General features: G+C 60.2%; 12 protein-coding genes and 5 tRNA genes. 10 read left to right on the top strand and 7 right to left on the bottom strand.

Going from position 1 to position 16,169, the window contains the following annotated elements:
* Window positions 1–18 precede the first annotated feature (18 nt).
* The 4 genes from M2366_RS19180 to orn all read right to left on the bottom strand — a co-directional run bounded on the left by M2366_RS19180 (window position 19) and on the right by orn (window position 1,167).
* Window positions 19–94: transfer RNA gene (locus M2366_RS19180), tRNA-Gly, on the bottom strand.
* 30 nt (window positions 95–124) lie between these two features.
* A tRNA-Gly gene (locus M2366_RS19175) sits at window positions 125–200 on the bottom strand.
* Window positions 201–256: 56 nt separating this feature from the next.
* Window positions 257–332: transfer RNA gene (locus M2366_RS19170), tRNA-Gly, on the bottom strand.
* 289 nt (window positions 333–621) lie between these two features.
* Window positions 622–1,167, bottom strand: a complete 546-nt coding sequence (gene orn, locus M2366_RS19165) for an oligoribonuclease (RefSeq protein ID WP_042040969.1) — start codon at window positions 1,165–1,167, stop codon at window positions 622–624.
* Window positions 1,168–1,260: 93 nt separating this feature from the next.
* On the opposite strand from orn, the gene rsgA reads away from it, so the two are divergent.
* The 4 genes from rsgA to M2366_RS19145 are packed head-to-tail and all read left to right on the top strand — an operon-like array spanning window position 1,261 to window position 3,759.
* On the top strand, window positions 1,261–2,295 hold the full coding sequence (gene rsgA, locus M2366_RS19160; protein WP_042040970.1) for a small ribosomal subunit biogenesis GTPase RsgA: 1,035 nt from the start codon (window positions 1,261–1,263) through the stop codon (window positions 2,293–2,295).
* Between the two features lie 42 nt (window positions 2,296–2,337).
* Window positions 2,338–3,228 carry an archaetidylserine decarboxylase gene (gene asd, locus M2366_RS19155; protein ID WP_404972814.1) on the top strand — a complete coding sequence of 297 codons (891 nt, stop codon included), beginning with the start codon at window positions 2,338–2,340 and terminating at the stop codon, window positions 3,226–3,228.
* Entirely contained in the window at window positions 3,225–3,521 is a 297-nt protein-coding gene (locus M2366_RS19150; RefSeq protein WP_042040971.1) for a VF530 family DNA-binding protein, read from the top strand. Before asd ends, M2366_RS19150 begins: the two co-directional genes overlap by 4 nt.
* Window positions 3,511–3,759 carry a DUF2960 domain-containing protein gene (locus M2366_RS19145; RefSeq protein WP_042040972.1) on the top strand — a complete coding sequence of 83 codons (249 nt, stop codon included), beginning with the start codon at window positions 3,511–3,513 and terminating at the stop codon, window positions 3,757–3,759. Before M2366_RS19150 ends, M2366_RS19145 begins: the two co-directional genes overlap by 11 nt.
* Before the next feature lie 121 nt (window positions 3,760–3,880).
* Here the strand turns inward: M2366_RS19145 and M2366_RS19140 are convergent, their stop codons facing one another.
* Entirely contained in the window at window positions 3,881–4,375 is a 495-nt protein-coding gene (locus M2366_RS19140; protein WP_040319391.1) for a hypothetical protein, read from the bottom strand.
* A gap of 176 nt (window positions 4,376–4,551) precedes the next feature.
* Here M2366_RS19140 and M2366_RS19135 point away from each other — a divergent pair, with 176 nt between their 5' ends.
* Window positions 4,552–6,516 carry a bifunctional diguanylate cyclase/phosphodiesterase gene (locus M2366_RS19135; RefSeq protein ID WP_259270425.1) on the top strand — a complete coding sequence of 655 codons (1,965 nt, stop codon included), beginning with the start codon at window positions 4,552–4,554 and terminating at the stop codon, window positions 6,514–6,516.
* Between the two features lie 185 nt (window positions 6,517–6,701).
* On the opposite strand, the gene rraB is transcribed toward M2366_RS19135, so the two are convergent.
* Window positions 6,702–7,037: a ribonuclease E inhibitor RraB gene (rraB, locus tag M2366_RS19130; RefSeq protein WP_042040974.1), complete on the bottom strand. Its 336-nt coding sequence runs from the start codon at window positions 7,035–7,037 to the stop codon at window positions 6,702–6,704.
* A 378-nt stretch (window positions 7,038–7,415) separates the two neighbouring features.
* Between rraB and M2366_RS19125 the strand changes: the two genes are divergently transcribed.
* The 5 genes from M2366_RS19125 (at window position 7,416) to M2366_RS19105 (ending at window position 15,254) form a co-directional block, all read left to right on the top strand.
* Window positions 7,416–9,689, top strand: a complete 2,274-nt coding sequence (locus M2366_RS19125; RefSeq protein WP_259270424.1) for an immune inhibitor A — start codon at window positions 7,416–7,418, stop codon at window positions 9,687–9,689.
* Window positions 9,690–9,881: 192 nt separating this feature from the next.
* Window positions 9,882–9,957 (top strand) — tRNA-Phe (locus tag M2366_RS19120).
* Between the two features lie 5 nt (window positions 9,958–9,962).
* Window positions 9,963–10,038: transfer RNA gene (locus M2366_RS19115), tRNA-Asn, on the top strand.
* 246 nt (window positions 10,039–10,284) lie between these two features.
* A complete protein-coding gene (locus tag M2366_RS19110; protein WP_259270423.1) occupies window positions 10,285–11,559 on the top strand; it encodes an alpha/beta hydrolase in 1,275 nt (424 codons plus the stop codon).
* A gap of 77 nt (window positions 11,560–11,636) precedes the next feature.
* Window positions 11,637–15,254: an ATP-binding cassette domain-containing protein gene (locus tag M2366_RS19105; protein ID WP_259270422.1), complete on the top strand. Its 3,618-nt coding sequence runs from the start codon at window positions 11,637–11,639 to the stop codon at window positions 15,252–15,254.
* Between the two features lie 57 nt (window positions 15,255–15,311).
* Here the strand turns inward: M2366_RS19105 and M2366_RS19100 are convergent, their stop codons facing one another.
* On the bottom strand, window positions 15,312–15,509 hold the full coding sequence (locus tag M2366_RS19100) for a YgdI/YgdR family lipoprotein (RefSeq protein ID WP_310508884.1): 198 nt from the start codon (window positions 15,507–15,509) through the stop codon (window positions 15,312–15,314).
* Between the last annotated feature and the right edge of the window lie 660 nt (window positions 15,510–16,169).

Genomic DNA, 16,169 nt, shown 5'->3' with positions numbered 1-16,169 from the left:
AACACGGCTTTCTTCGATTGGAGCGGGAAACGAGACTCGAACTCGCGACCCCGACCTTGGCAAGGTCGTGCTCTACCAACTGAGCTATTCCCGCACCGGGTACTGCTGGCGATCTGCAACTGCTTGGAGCGGGAAACGAGACTCGAACTCGCGACCCCGACCTTGGCAAGGTCGTGCTCTACCAACTGAGCTATTCCCGCATCATCTCGGTGTGAAACCGATGCAGCTGCATATCTATTGCTTTTTGAATCGATGTTGGAGCGGGAAACGAGACTCGAACTCGCGACCCCGACCTTGGCAAGGTCGTGCTCTACCAACTGAGCTATTCCCGCACAATCATCAATAAAAAAATCGTGCAGCATTTGGTTGCTTGCGCTACTACACGGGAGCCGAATTATAAGAGCAGAGTGATCAATTGCAAGGGCTTTTTTGTCGGGCAGAGTCCGTTCGCTCAAAAGCTGGTCGAACTGTCGATTTTCCCAACCAATGATGCCACTCCCCCTCTGCCTTGCCATCGAAACAGCCCCACGCAGAGGGATAACCGCCGCTGACGCTGACAAGAGCTGCGCCCTTGTCACTCCCCTTCGGCCACGCTGGCCGCTTGGTACAGCTGGCGGCCCCTTAAATCTTGAAGACGTGGCCGCGGTAGAACTGCAGCTCGGCAATGGACTCGCGAATGTCGTCCAGCGCCTGGTGAGAACCGCTCTTGGTGAACTGATCCAGCAACTCGGGCTGCCAGCGGCGTACCAGCTCCTTGATGGTGCTGACATCGATGTTGCGATAGTGGAAGAAGGCCTCCAGCTCGCCCATGTGTTTGACCATGAAGCGGCGATCCTGACCGATGCTGTTGCCGCACAGCGGGCTGGTGCGCTCCGGCACCCACTGCCGGATGAAGTCGAGGGTCTCCTTCACGGCGCGGGCTTCGTCATACTCGCTCGCCTGTACCCGAGCCACCAGGCCGGAGCCGGTATGTGTGCGCACGTTCCACTCATCCATCTTGGCCAACTCCGCCTCGCTCTGATGAATGGCGAGCACCGGGCCCTCGGCCAGCACATTCAGATCCTTGTCGGTGATGATGGTGGCTATCTCGATAACCACATTCAGTTCCGGGTCCAGCCCCGTCATCTCCATGTCGATCCATACCAGGTTCTGCGCGCTGACACTCATGCTTGTTCTCTCTCTATTGGGAGGAATGGCGGAACTTTGCCAATTTGCATGTATCATACTGGCTTTGGATCTGTTCATAAACTGGCGAATCGAGTGGCAAAGAAAGCAAAACTCAATCTGGGTCAACAAAGGCGCGTCCAGGTCAACCGCGACAAGCGGCTGCAAAAAGAGCACAACAACCAGGTCGATGACACCCTGTTCGGCCCGGCTATCGAAGGCATGGTGATCAGCCGTTTCGGCCAGCATGCAGACGTGGAAGCGAGTGATGGCAGCATCCACCGCAGCAACCTGCGCCGCAGCAGCATCACCAGCCTGGTATGCGGCGATCGTGTGGTATGGCGTCCGGGCCTCAACGAGGCGACTCCGGGCGTGATAGAGGCGGTACATCCCCGCCACTCGGTGCTGACCCGCCCCGACTTCTATGACGGCGTCAAACCCATCGCCGCCAACATAGACCAGATCATCATCGTCTCGGCGGTGATGCCCGAGTTCTCGACCAACATCGTCGACCGTTATCTGGTAGCCGCCGAAGATGTCGAGATCCAGCCGCTCATCGTGCTGAACAAGGTCGACATGCTCGATGACGCCGCTCGCGTGCGCATCGATGGCCAACTGAGTGCCTACCGCAAACTCGGCTATCAGGTGATCCTGGTCAGTTGCGAGAGCGGTGAGGGGCTCGAGGAGCTCAAGGCCCAGTTCAACGGCAAGATCAGCATCTTCGTCGGCCAGTCCGGGGTGGGTAAATCCTCCCTGGCCAATGCCCTGATGCCCGGCCTGGGTGTCTTGACCGGCGAGATCTCCGAAAACTCGGGGCTCGGCCAGCACACCACCACCACGGCGCGACTCTATCACTTCCCGAGTGGCGGCGATCTCATCGACTCCCCGGGGATCCGTGAGTTCGCCCTCTGGCACCTGGAAGCCGATCGCATCACCTGGTGCTTCGTCGAGTTCCGCGACTACCTGGGGGGCTGCAAGTTTCGCGACTGCACCCACAAGGAGGATCCCGGTTGCGCCCTGCGCACCGCGGTCGAGCGGGGCGACATCAGCGCGGATCGCTTCTACAACTATCACCGCATCCTGGAAACCATGCAGGAAGCCCGCCACGGCCGGCAACAAGCCCGGCTGTGACCCACTAAACCCCTCTTTCTATTAAAAGAGCAGATGAACATCATGAGCATTACTGACAACCTGAAGATTGCCGGTCAATACTGTCTGCCCAAGCATGCCCTCTCTCGCTTGCTCGGCAAGCTGGCTGCCGCCGAGGCGGGCAACCTCACCACCAAGGTGATCGAGGCCTTTATCAAGCAGTACCAGGTCGACATGAGCGAAGCGCTCCATGAAGACCCCGCATTCTACAAGAGCTTCAACCACTTCTTTACCCGCGAGCTCAAGCCGGGGATCCGTCCCCTGGTTGACGATCCCATGACCCTGGCCCTGCCGGTAGATGGTACCGTCAGCCAGCTCGGCCCCATTAACCAAGGCCGCATCATCCAGGCCAAGGGCCACGACTACAGTGCCCGCGAGCTGCTGGGTGGTGATGAGGATCTGGTTGCCCCCTTCAAGGATGGTGACTTTGCCACCATTTATCTGGCCCCCAAGGACTATCACCGCATTCACATGCCCCTGGATGGCGTATTGGAGAGCATGGTGTTCGTGCCCGGCGACCTCTTCTCGGTCAACCCGCTGACCGCCGAAAACGTGCCGAATCTGTTTGCCCGCAATGAACGGGTGGTCGCCACCTTCCGCACCACCCATGGCCCCATGGCCCTGGTGCTGGTCGGCGCCACTATCGTCGCCAGCATCGAGACCATCTGGGCTGGCAACATTGCGCCAGCTAAGCAGAAAGGACCGACCAAACAGAAAGAAGTGGTGCGTTGGGACTACAGCGGCGATGAGGCCATCACCCTGCAAAAAGGGGCTGAAATGGGGCTGTTCAAACTCGGCAGCACAGTGGTCTGTCTGTTTGGCCCGGGTATGCTGGCCAGCTTCGATGCGCCGCTGGCGCCCGGCGTCACTACCCGCATGGGTCAGCCCTTTGCCACCCTGGCGAGCGATGCATGAGCGAACCGACCGATAACCCCCAGTCCGACCCGGTTGCGGCCGACAAGGCCCAGCCCAGGAATCCACTCCATGGCTTGACCCTGGAGGCGATCCTGACCGAACTGGTGGCGCACTACGGCTGGGAGGCCCTCGGGCAGCAGATCAATATCCGCTGCTTTACCGACGATCCCAGCATCAAGTCCAGCCTGAAGTTTTTGCGCAAGACCCCCTGGGCCCGGGAGAAGGTCGAGAGCCTCTATCTGTACGTCCAGCGCAAGCAGTCCAAAAAGAAGGAAGGCCCCCATGGCGTTTAAAATTACCTACACATACAAGAGTCAGGCCAAGGAAATCGGCTATTCCAACGACAAATTCCGCAGCATCTATGATGCCATCGCGGCCGCCGAGGGGCTCGACCTCAAGGCATTCCACGCCATGGAGGCCCAGTTGGCTCAGGTGTGCCGCCGTGACAAGAAGAGCGTGAAAGATTATCAGGAGAACCACTTCAAGGAGCTGGGTTTCTCCGCCATCACCATCTTCCGCGACGAAGAGTGAGCGTGGCGACAATAAAAAAACCGGGCCTTGGCCCGGTTTTTTATTGCTGCGTTTTTCATCCCTGCCTGTTTGATGACTCGGCCAGGCAGCCACGCAAGGGCCAGGTCGTTCAGACCCTCTCTTAATTACCCAGGGTGGCGAACAGTCCCTGCTCCAGGGTACCGCGCGAGACGCAGACGGGTGTAATGGAAGGCGCGGCAACCCGCTCACCAGAACCTTCGACGAAGAACAGTTCGGTATTGCCCTTGACGTTGACGGTAGCAACGCTGTTGGTACCGCTCTGGGTGACGATCAGGTTGATCTGCAAGTTGGGGTTACCCAGTGCGACTTTGGATCCCATGGTGCCGCAATCGAGCCACTCCAGACCATCGGCCGCATTCTCGACATTGGCCGTCATCAGACCGGTGGCACGCTGGCTGGTCTCGATCTTGAGGCCGTGGTCGGCAAACCACTTCTCGGCGCGAGCCCAGACCAGATCGACCGGGATCTGCATCTCCTGGGTGTTATTGGTCGCCTTGGCGATCGGCGGGTTATAACGGTACTGCTCACCACCATTGTTGTCCGCTGCACAGCCTGCCAGCAGCAGCGCCAGGGCGCTCCCCATTATCTTTTTCATCTGTCTCTTCTCGTCTCATCATGAGGCCATAGGCCAACCGGCGGCTATTATGGCGCCAGCGTCAACGGCTGTCAGCAGGACAATAAAGAAATGATCGAGGTCCGAGCGGGCTTTACAAAAAGAGTGTCCTATCATAGATTTGCTCGAAACTTGCCCTTTGAGCCCACCTTCACACCTTGTTCACCCCAGATCAGTTGCAAGCCATCATAGATCAACTCCCCATCAGCATTTTCTGCCGGGGTGCAGATGGCCGCTACCTGCTGGTCAATCGCCATTTTGCCCTGCACGCTGGCGCCACGCATCCGGGCGAGCTCATTGGCAAGAGGGATGCGCAGCTCCCCTGGGGAGACGTATTTCACGAGGAGGACAGCCAGATCCTGGCACGGGGTGAGCCCTTGCTGCACCAGCAACAGCTCTGCCTGCGTGACGATAACGAGTTCTGGATAGAGACCCACAAGGTTCCTATCTACGACGAGGAGGGAGCCCCTCTCGCGCTGTTTGGCGTCGTGAGCGAGATAGGGCAACACAAGGAGCTGGAGCAGACCTTCAAGCAGCAGCAGCTGTTACAACGCCGCTTGCTCGACGCCATACCGGATCCTATCCGGTTCGAGGATCACGACGGCCGGGTGCTCGACTGCAACCAGGCTTTCCTCGATTTCATGGGGTTGCAGGCCAGCGAGGTGCTGGGCCAGAACGTCCGTCAGCACCTGCCCCCCCAGATGCCCATGGGCCGTGGTGAATATTGCCTGCTCGATGCCAAGGGGCAGGGTCGCCATCTGGAGATCATCAGAGTTGAGGTGCCAGACGACAACGGCCTCTCCCTCGGGATACTCACGCTGAGTCGCGACATCACCGGGCTGCGTACCACCCAGGCCCAGTTGCAGCAGGAGCAGCATTACGACAGCCTCACCGGCTTGCTCAAACTCTCCCATTTCTTGCAGACCAGCCGCCATCTCGGCGGGCGCCCAGCCAGTCTGCTGCTCATCGATCTGCAACATTTTCGCGAGATCAACGACAGGTTCGGCATCCGCATCGCCGATCGCCTGCTCAACCAGGTCGCTCAGCGCCTGCAACGCCTGGCTCCGGCCAATGCCTTGCTGTGCCGGGTCGCCGCCGATGACTTCGCCCTGTTACTGCCCGAGCTGGACAAACCCCTGGCCGAATGGAGCCAGCGCCTGCAAGGGGAGCTGATGGCACCCTATCAGGTCGAAGAGCATCGCATCCAGATCACCTGCTTCCTTGGCATCGCCCAGGGACGAGCCAATGACGCCGAGCGCCTGCTGGGCCATGCCGAGGCCGCCCTGGCCGAAGGCAAGCGCCTGCAGCAGCACTGCACCCTGTTCGATCCCGAGCTCTACCAGCAGTTGCAACGCCGCAAGCAGCTCAGCGCCGACTTGCCCCAGGCGATCCGCTCGGCCGAGCTCACCGCCGTCTACCAGCCCATCATCTGCGCCAGGCAAGACAAGCTGCATGGCGCCGAACTGCTCTGCCGATGGCCCCACCCAACCCTTGGCATGGTGGCGCCGGACGAGTTTATCCCCCTGGCCGAAGAGCTGGGGCTCATCGGGCGACTCGGCGAACTGATGCTCGAGCAAGGCTGTGCCCAGCTCGCGCGCTGGCAACAGGTGTGGCCAGCTCTCATGCTGTCGGTCAACCTCTCGCCACTGCAGTTCCGCGACCCCGAGCTGGGCCAGCGCATCCAGGCCTGCGCCCTGCGCCATGGCATAGCCCCCGCGACCCTGGAGCTGGAAATTACCGAAGGGGTATTGATGGAGAATGCCGACGAGATAGAGCAGAACCTCTCCAGCCTGATCCAGGCTGGCTTCCAGCTTGCCATCGATGACTTTGGCACCGGCTACTGCTCCCTCGCCTATCTGCCGCGCCTCGAAGTCGCCACCCTCAAGCTGGATCGCAGCTTCACCCGGGATCTGGTGAGCAATGCCGCCACCACGGCCATAGTGCGTTCCGTCATCGGCCTGGGCCATGAACTCGGTATCCAGATCACCGCCGAAGGGGTCGAGACCCAGGAGCAGCGCCGCTGGTTGACCGAGGCAGGCTGTGACAGGCTGCAGGGCTACCTGTTCAGCCGCCCCCTGCCCCCTCAGGAGTTCGGTCGCAGTTACGGCCTGAGCGATACCTGAGCCCTGGGGCTCCATCCCGCATCTCATCGCCCGCCTGCGGTGTCACAGCTAAAAAAGCGGTCACCCTGGGGTGACCGCTTTTTTAGCTGCTGTACTCCCGGCGCCCTCCATGGCGGCGGTTTGGCCTTCCCTCACCACCCATCTGGCGGCGCCGGGCCCGGGAGATACGGCCTCACCCCTGGATATTACTCCTGGAAGTAAGTGCCCCAGCCATCGTAATCCACCCCGTATTTCTCGAGGATGGGACGCATCTTCTCGATGTCGGCGAGAATGCGCTCCACATTCAAGGCGCATTCGGCAGTGGCATCGAAACAGAAGATAGTGGCGCCGTCATCCAGCTCCATCTCTTCGGCATCGGTCACTTCGAAGCCCGCCTTGAACAAGTCCACCGCCGCCTTCTCCAGCAGATCGAAATCCTGGCAGGCGAAGTGGTGCTCTATCTCGTAGTCGAGCTCAGGGTTGCTGCCGTCGGCCAGCAGTTCGGTCACTATGGCGGTCGTTTCGTCGCGCCACTCTTGCATATCCAGACTCATGTTGCCTCCCAGGCGGTATGGTTGCGCAAAGCATACCTGTCCGGCGCGCCCCGCTCAACGAGTGTCGGTGTCCATCTGCCCTTTGTTCAGGCGCGCTCCCTCTCCCCCAAATGGGGACATGCCCATTTTGGGGGCCAATCCGCACTATCTGCCATACATCACCTGATGGGCCGCACATCCAGCAGACAAGCGCATCCAAACCAGAACAAATGAGTCACCAATAGCCTCTTCTCCAGAACAAGAATGCAATGAAGCCGCGATGACAAAGGGTACGCATCGGGTTATCAAGGGTCTGCAAGCCGAGCTTGCCGACGAGAGAGGAGCCCCTGCTGGCTCCTTTTTTTCACGTGATGGAGCACGTTAATAATGACTAAAAAAACCATACTGAGCCTGCTGATTGGCTCGACCCTTATGATTGGAAACCAGGTCAGCGCCGCCCCGGTGCATGGCCCCTTCGATGCCCCCCTGGCCGATGAGGCCAAGGTGCTGGAGATGCTCAAGAAGAGTGGCAAGATTGCCACCTTGGCCTCGCCCGAGATGGAGCAGGCCGCCCTGGCCAGCTTCTACCGCCAGAAGGCGCGTGCCCACCAGGGCCATGGTGCCCTGGCGGTGCAGGAGGGCAAGGTGCGCGAGCGCATCCTCAAGAAGATCCGCTTGAACGGCACGGCCCGTCCCGGCGATCGCATCCCCACCCTGCTGCTCAAGTCTATCGAGAAAGAGCACTATCGGGGCGCCAAGCGGCAGGACAAGATCCTCGCCATTCTGGTCGACTTCCCCGACTACCCGAAAAACAGTGTCCGCCCCGAGCTGACCAAGATGTATTACCCGGACTACACCCCGGCGCACTACAACGACCTGCTGTTCTCCCCTAAGGGTTACCAGGGCCCCAATGGCGAGACCTTCATCTCGATGCGCCAGTTCTACGAGCAGCAATCCGGCCAGAGTTACAGCGTGGGCGGTCAGGTGGCTGGCTGGTACACGGCCAGCAAGCCTGCCGCCGACTATGGCAATAACCAGAACGAAACGGCGGTGCGGGAGCTGGTGAAGGAGGCGCTGATCCAGGTTGCCAATGACCCCAGCATCGATCTCGCCGAGTTTGATCAGGAGGATCGCTACGACTTGAACGGCAACGGCAATCGCAACGAACCCGATGGCCTGATCGACCACCTGATGATCTTCCACGCCAGCGTGGGGGAAGAGGCCGGTGGCGGCGATCTGGGTGAAGATGCCATCTGGGCCCATCGCTGGAACCTGGGCAACCCCTACCCCATTCCCGGCACCAGCAGCCCGGCCGGTAACTTCAACGGCCAGTATGCCGCCTACGACTACACCATACAGCCCATCGATGCGGCGGCCGGGGTCTGCGCCCATGAATATGGCCACGATCTCGGCCTGCCGGATGAATACGACACCAAGTACACCGGCAAGGGCGAACCCGTCGCCACCTGGTCCGTGATGTCTTCCGGCTCCTGGGCGGGGGTGATTGGCGGCACCGAGCCGACCGGCTTCTCCGCCTGGGCCAAGGAGTTCCTGCAAGCCTCCCTCGGCGGCAACTGGCTGCACGGCAGCAATGTGCATGTCGACGATCTTAGCCGACGCGGCAACGTCTATATGCTGGATCAGGCCAACGACAAGGGACGCAACGATGATGTGGTGCGCATCAATCTGCCCCCGAAACAGGTGCCCCTCAATCCCCCCTACGCCGGCCAGTTTGAATACCATGGTGGTAACGGCAATGATCTGGACAACCGCATGGTCCTCAACCTGGACTTGACCGGCAAACAGAGTGCGACCTTTGGCTTCAAGGCCTGGTACCAGATAGAAGATGGCTTCGACTATGCGCGGGTGCTGGTCAACGGCCAGCCCATTGCGGGCAACCTGACCACCTCGGACGATCCGAACGGCATCGGTTTTGGTATCGGCATCACGGGCCATTCGGGGGGCTGGGTCGATGCCGACTTTGACTTGAGCCCCTGGGCCGGTCAGCAGATCCAGCTCAGCCTGCAGTACCTGAGCGATGGTGGCGTGGCCGAGCAGGGTCTGTTCGTGGACGAGATCCAGATAGTCGCCGACGGCGAGACTCTGGTCAGCGACGGTGCCGAGGCTGCCTCAGCCTTCAGCCTGGCCGGCTTCGTGAAGAGCAATGGCAACGAGGCCAAGGATCACTACTACCTGGCCGAGTGGCGCAACCACGCGGGCGTCGACAAGGGGTTGGCCCACATCAACGTGAGCGACCAGCTGATGCGCTACGAGCCGGGCCTGCTGCTCTGGTACGTGGATAACAGCCAGAGCAACAACTGGGTCGGACAACACCCGGGGGAGGGTTTCCTCGGCGTGGTGGATGCGGATCAGCGCCCGCTCACATGGAGCGATGGCGCCGTGGCCAGCACCCGCTACCAGATCCATGATGCGACCTTCAGCCTGGGGATAGCCAAACCGCTCATCCTCAACCACCCGAGCGGCTCCTTCCTGCAGGATCTGTGGATAGCGCCCAAACGCATCTTCAAGGATGGCAACAGCTATCAGCAGGATGCCATCCCGGATGCCGGCAAGCGCCTGCCCCAGCTTGGCCTCAAGATAGCGGTCACCGGTCAGGCCAGGGACATGAGCACCGGCAGGATCATCGTCAGCAAGCAGTAACATTGATGTCAGTCGAGGCCCCTGCGGGGGCCTTTTTGCTGCCCCCAGTCCCGCGTTCGGCCAGCGCCTCCCGATGGACCGGCCAGTCACTGGCCAGGAAAACAGCGGATTGCACAGATGTCGAGCGAACGGCGAATTTATCCGGCCCTCAGGTTGACAGTGCCATCTCAAAAGGGTTTAATGCGCGCCGTTGCCCAGATAGCTCAGTCGGTAGAGCAGGGGATTGAAAATCCCCGTGTCGGCGGTTCGATTCCGTCTCTGGGCACCAACAATTCCTCCTTAGTTCAGTCGGTAGAACGGCGGACTGTTAATCCGTATGTCGCTGGTTCAAGTCCAGCAGGAGGAGCCAAATTTTTGCAAAAAGCCCGCTCAATGAGCGGGCTTTTTGCATCTGCGTGGCGGCACGCCCAGCTTGGCGCGCGGCCACCACAGGGCGGGTAAGGGAGACGTCGTCAACCCGACTTCTCGCTCTGGATCCCGAGCGGGACGGGACAAATCACCAAACTTGCGGATGCAGCCAAAACCGGCGTGACCGGCTCCTGGGCCATGGTTATGATGTGGGTCCCCCAGTTGCCTCGTTTCGGGAGTACACCAGATGAATCGCCCCTTGAGTTATGTGCTGGATGGCATCCAGTGTGAGCCTCGCCTGTTCACAGTGCCACTCGACCATCAGCATGAGGACGGCCCTGAGCTCACTCTGTTTGCCCGCACTCTCTGTCGCAAGGACAAGCTGGATGCCGACTTGCCCTGGCTGCTCTACCTGCAAGGGGGACCCGGCTTTGGCGCGCCCCGCCCTACCAATCAGAGCGGCTGGCTCAAGCGCGCCTTGCAAGAATTTCGCGTCGTGCTGCTCGATCAACGGGGCACCGGCCACTCTACCCCGGTCAGCGCCGAGGCGCTGGCGCACCTGAGCCCCACTGAACAGGCCAGCTACCTAAGCCATTTTCGCGCCGACAGCATAGTGCGCGATGCCGAACTGATCCGCGCCCAGCTCTCCCCACACCGTCCCTGGAGCCTGCTCGGTCAGAGCTTTGGCGGCTTCTGCTGCCTCAGCTATCTGTCGCTCTTTCCCAAGGCCCTGCACGAGGTCTATATCACCGGCGGCGTCCCGCCAATGGGCCGCAGTGCCGAGGAGGTCTATCGCGCCACCTACCTGCGGGTGGCCGACAAGAACCGCGCCTTCTTCGACCGTTTCCCCCATGCGCAGGCACTGGTCAATCGCCTCGCCAAACATCTGCATCAGCATGAGGTCAGGTTGCCCAATGGGCAGCGTCTGACGGTAAAGCAGTTGCAACAACAAGGGTTGGATCTGGGGGCCACTGGCGCCTTCGAGGGCCTCTATTTCCTGCTGGAGGATGCCTTCATCGGCGAGCGGATCAATCCCGCCTTCCTCTACCAGATCCAGGCCATGCAGCCCTTCAACGCCCACCCCATCTTCGCCATCTTGCACGAGGCCATCTATGCCGAGGGGCGGGCGAGCGACTGGGCGGCCGAGAGGGTTCGGCGCGAGTATCCCGAGCTGGCCTGGGCGCCGGGCCAGGACCTCGCCTTCACCGGCGAGATGATCTACCCCTGGATGTTCGAGCAGTTCCGCGAGCTACTTCCTCTCAAGGAGGCGGCTCAGCTGCTGGCAAAGAAAGCGGACTGGGGCCCGCTCTACGACCCCAGCCAGCTGCAACAAAACCAGGTGCCCGTGGCCTGCGCCGTCTATGCCGATGACATGTATGTGGAGTTTGATTTCAGTCGTGAAACCCTCAAGGGCCTTGGCAACAGCCGCGCCTGGATAACCAACGAATACGAGCACAACGGCCTGCGCGCCGATGGCGAATATATTCTGGACAGGCTCATCAGGTTGAACCGGGATCGCTAGCACCGCCCCCTGAGTGGGGAGAGGGCGGCAAGTTCGCCCGAATGTGGAAGCAAACAATAACAATAAGGAAAGTGAACTTGGATCATCCGGAACTCTCGGCCGGCTGGCTGAGTCGTCTCTTCTATCACTGGACCGGCCCCTTGCAGCGCAAGGGATTGCAGGAACCCAGCGTCAGTCTGGACGATCTCTACCCCCTGCTGCCCCAAGACAACAGAGATGCGCGAGCCGACGCCTTCCTGGCCCTGACCGCCCGCCTGCCGGTGGGCCCCTGGGCCATCACGACCTACATCTGGCGCCACTATGGCAGCCGCATCGCCCTGCTTACCTTGCTGCAACTGCTGGCCATGCTGGCCACTCTGGCCAGTCCCTGGCTGCTCAACCATGTCATGACGCAGCTCGGTACTGGCGCCGCGACCGAGCACAAACTGCTGCTGGCCTTCGCGCTGTTTGGCTCTGTACTCGCCGCGGGCATGCTGGCAGAACATGCCCTGCAACTGGCGCTCAAGATGCACGTCCCTATCCGCCGACTGCTGGCCGAGGCCCTGCTCGCCAAGGTGATGAAGCTCGGTGGCAAGAGCTTCGATGACAGAGCCGGCGGCCGGGTGCAGAACCTGATCAATCGCGATGTCTGGGACATCACCTGGATTCTTGCCGACCCCGCCATGCCAATCACCATGCTGTTGCAGCTGGCGGGTACCATAGCCCTGCTGGTGTGGCAGGTGGGCAGCGCCGGCCTGGTAGGCTGCGCCGTGCTGACCCTGTTGCTGCTGCTCTCGACCCGGTTGATCCGCCGCATGAACCAGCAGGAACAGCACCTCAAACACAGCCAGGATGAGCGCAACGGCATCTTGGCCGAGTACATCAAGAAGCTGCGACTGGTACGCCAGAACGGGCTGGGCCCCTTCTTCACCCGGGCCGCGGAGCAGAAACGTCAGCAGGAGCTCAGGGTGCTTGGCCGAGTGCTCAGACTCGATGCCATCAATGATGCCCTCATGCTGGGGACACCGCTGCTGGTCACCCTGGCCACCTTCACCACCTACCTGGTGTCAGGCCAGAGCCTGACCCTGCCCCAGGTGTTCACCACCATCGCACTGTTCGCCGTGCTGCGTATTCCCATGCAGCGCCTGCCCTACCTCATCCGTACCCTGATCAACTTCAATACCGGCTTCCAACGGCTGTGCGAACTGCTCAACAGCCCGGAGCAGCATCGCCAGCTCGATGATGACAGCCTGACCAGGGGCACAGTGGTCCTCCATAAGGTGAGCGCCCATCACCAACAGCACCCGGTGCTGAGCGACGTCAACCTGACCATCAACCCGGGCGAGTTAATCGGCATCACCGGCAAGACGGGAGCGGGCAAGAGCTGTCTGCTGCACCTGATTGCCGGCTTCGATGATGACTTCGAAGGGGAGATCCGCCGTCACGGCAGGGTCGCCCACCTGGGTCACAAGCCCTGGCTGATGAATGACAGCATCCGCAACAACATACTGTTCGGGCAGCCTTGGGATGAGGCACGCTACCTCTGGGTGCTGGAGGCTTGCACCCTGACCGGGGATCTCGCCCTGCTCGGCCACGGGGATCAGACGCTAGTCGGCGAACTCGGCACCCGGCTCTCCGGGGGACAGCAGCAGAGGGTGGCCCTGGCGCGGGCGCTCTACACCCAGGCCGACATACTGCTGCTCGATAATCCGCTCTCGGCACTGGATCCCATGGTCTCGGCTCAGGTGTTGCGCCTGGGGCTAACGTTCCGGCCCGGTCCGACCCGGCTGCTGGTGAGCCATGACCCCGAGGTGCTGGCACACTGCGACCGGGTATTCTCCATTGAGCAAGGATCCTTGACCGAGCTGGCCCCCCGCCAGCTCGCCGACTTGCCCGTGCCGGTATCCGAACAAACTCTCCTCGTCCCCCAGGAAGCCGAGCTGTTCAATGAGGAGAAAATGGTCGAAGGCAAGGTGGATTGGGGACTGTTTGGCTTTCTGTGGCAGCGGCTCCAGGCTCCCGGCCTTATCCTGTTGACCCTGCTGCTGGCCCTGGGTCAGGAGGGGCTGCGTATCGCCTCGGATCTCTGGCTGGGCGGCAAGGCTGCCAACACTGAACTGGCGCCCCTGCTCGGCACCTACATAGCCCTGGGGCTCGGCTCCCTGCTCTGCATCACCCTGGTACGGGTGCTCAACTACAAGCTGGGCCTCAAGCTTGCCTGGAGTCTGTTCGAGGGCATGCTCGGCCGCATCAGCCGTGCCCCCATGGCTTTTTTTGACAAGGTACCCCAGGGCAGGATCCTCAATCGCTTCGACAGGGATCTCGCCGAAACCCAGGAGACCTTGTTGCCCATGATGAGCGGTCTGTTTGGCATGCTGATCTCGGTGCTGCTGCAAGTGTTGGTCATCGGCATCAATCTGCCGCTGTTGCTGCTGGTGACGCCCCTGGTCGGTGGCGTGCTCTACCTGCTGCAGCGCCGTTACCGCGCGGTGCAGCTCAAGCTCAGACGCCAGGCATCCGTGCTGCGCTCGCCTCTCTATATCAGCATCAGCGAGACCATTCGTGGCGCACCCGCCCTGCGTCTGGCCGGGGCCGAGCGTTACGCCCTGGATCAGGTGCTGGTTCACTATGACAACAACCTGCGCAGCTGGTACACCACCACCTCCATCAACCGCTGGCTCGGCCTGCACCAGACCCTGCTCTCCGCCGCCCTGGTCGGCGCCGTGGCACTCATGGTTGCCCTGAGCGACAGCACGCTATTCGGGGCCGTGGCCATCACCTATGCCTTCACCACCTCGGCCATGCTCAATGCCCTGATCCGCACCTTTGCCGAAGTCGAGCAGATGATGAATGCCGTCGAGCGGGTGCGCGAATACAGCGAGATTGCCAGTGAACGCCAGGAGGGAGAGCCGCTGCGCACTCCTCATCCCCCAGTGCGCTTCGTCAACCTTGGTCTGCGCTATCCCGAGGCGAGCCAGTGGGCCCTGCACAAGGTCAACTTCGAGCTGGCTCCCGGTGAGAAAGTTGGCGTGTGCGGGCGCACCGGGGCGGGGAAAAGCTCGCTGCTCGGTGCCTTGCAGGCCATGTACCCTTATGCGCAGGGGGAGATCTATTATGGGGAGCAACCGCTGTCGACCCTGGCCCCCGAGGCCGTGCGCGCCCTCTATGACACCGTATCCCAGACGCCACTCACCTTCTTCGGCACCCTGCGCGCCAACCTGGCCCCCCTTGAACAGCAACATGATGTGCCCTCCGGCAGCACCGAGCTGCAACCTGACAATCTCAGCGCCGAACACAGCGACGCTAGGCTGACAGAGGCCCTGCAACGGGTGGGACTGGGTGAACGCTGCGCCGGCCGGCTGGATGAGGATCTCGACAGGCTTCAGCTCTCCGCAGGGGAGACCCAGTTGCTGGTGATCGCCCGCATCCTGTTGTCGCAACGCCCGCTGATCGTGCTGGATGAGGCGACCTCGGATCTCAGCCACAGCGGCATGCGCGAGATGGCCGAGTTGCTCTATCGCTATAGACCCGATGCCAGCTACCTGGTAATAGCCCACCATCTGGAGCCGCTGCTCTCCCTCGACAAGGTAGTGGTCATGGAAGCCGGTACTGTGGTGGAGCAGGGCTCGCCGGTCGGCCTGCTGGCCAACCCCGGTTCGCGCTTCCATCAGCTGTTTGCCCGCCAAGTCAATCGGCAGATCGATCAGATAGCCTGACCACACACGACAGAGGGCTGCCCATGGGCAGCCCTCTTACCAAGAGAACAAGTTGGATCAACGCTCCATTATCTGAGTCACATCGTCCTTCCTGATCAGCATCTCCCTCCCCTCCTCATCGTAATACCGATACATGCCAGTGCTCTCATCCAGCTTGGGTCTGCTATCAGTGGTGATCAGCTTGCCATCCCGAGTGCTCATTATGTATTGGGAGCTGCATGCCGTGACACCCAACGCGCAGCAGAGTAACACCATGGAAAATCTCATCGCCTGCTTTCCTTGCCCGCCCCTCACCATGAGGGGAACACTCCAACAGCCTAGCTGAAGCGAATTTAAATCAATAATAAAAACAAGAAAGTCAACCACCAGAAAGAAACCTAAAAACCAACAATCAAGCACAAAAACACAACAGCATTTATACAAACACTCCTTCATCTCAGCACAAAAAACCATGAATGGCTCTAATGGCACCCATTTATTGAGAATTGTCTGATATTTGTTGCAAAAAAATACATTTTTGATAGATTCCGCCACTGAATTCAAATGGCAACCTAATTACTAAAACCATCAATAATAAATCTTTTTCGCCCACCTAAGTGCGACACAGGTTGTCTGGCGAACAGGTTCGGCAACAAATAATTCACAAAGCATGCCGGGATGTCATTCGGATGCGGTAGCTATGCCCATTTTTCCCTACATCTTGTCGATGGGATGAGACTCTTTATTGAGTAATTTGGTCGCACAGTTGGCAAGATAGTGATTTGTGCCATAAGTCAATACTGATTTTCTGTGAGCTCCATGTCATGTCATCCGCTATAAATGTCAATTTTTCGTAATTTACAATTTTAATACGTTTATTTCATGTGACTCGTAAATACTTAAAATAATTTCACCACAGAAAATAAAAATATATTT

The organism is Aeromonas sp. BIGb0405, from assembly GCF_024807335.1.
GTDB classification, from domain to species: domain Bacteria; phylum Pseudomonadota; class Gammaproteobacteria; order Enterobacterales; family Aeromonadaceae; genus Aeromonas; species Aeromonas rivuli.
Note: the sequence above shows the minus strand (reverse complement) of the source record. Positions and strands in the feature narration are given on the sequence as shown.

What these genes read in the sequence shown, in the direction of transcription:
- orn (WP_042040969.1), bottom strand. Translation starts at nt 1,167, where the DNA reads ATGAGTGTCAGCGCGCAGAACCTGGTATGGATCGACATGGAGATGACG.
- asd (WP_404972814.1), top strand. Translation starts at nt 2,338, where the DNA reads ATGAGCATTACTGACAACCTGAAGATTGCCGGTCAATACTGTCTGCCC.
- M2366_RS19150 (WP_042040971.1), top strand. Translation starts at nt 3,225, where the DNA reads ATGAGCGAACCGACCGATAACCCCCAGTCCGACCCGGTTGCGGCCGAC.
- M2366_RS19145 (WP_042040972.1), top strand. Translation starts at nt 3,511, where the DNA reads ATGGCGTTTAAAATTACCTACACATACAAGAGTCAGGCCAAGGAAATC.
- M2366_RS19140 (WP_040319391.1), bottom strand. Translation starts at nt 4,375, where the DNA reads ATGAAAAAGATAATGGGGAGCGCCCTGGCGCTGCTGCTGGCAGGCTGT.
- rraB (WP_042040974.1), bottom strand. Translation starts at nt 7,037, where the DNA reads ATGCAAGAGTGGCGCGACGAAACGACCGCCATAGTGACCGAACTGCTG.
- M2366_RS19125 (WP_259270424.1), top strand. Translation starts at nt 7,416, where the DNA reads ATGACTAAAAAAACCATACTGAGCCTGCTGATTGGCTCGACCCTTATG.
- M2366_RS19110 (WP_259270423.1), top strand. Translation starts at nt 10,285, where the DNA reads ATGAATCGCCCCTTGAGTTATGTGCTGGATGGCATCCAGTGTGAGCCT.
- M2366_RS19100 (WP_310508884.1), bottom strand. Translation starts at nt 15,509, where the DNA reads ATGGTGTTACTCTGCTGCGCGTTGGGTGTCACGGCATGCAGCTCCCAA.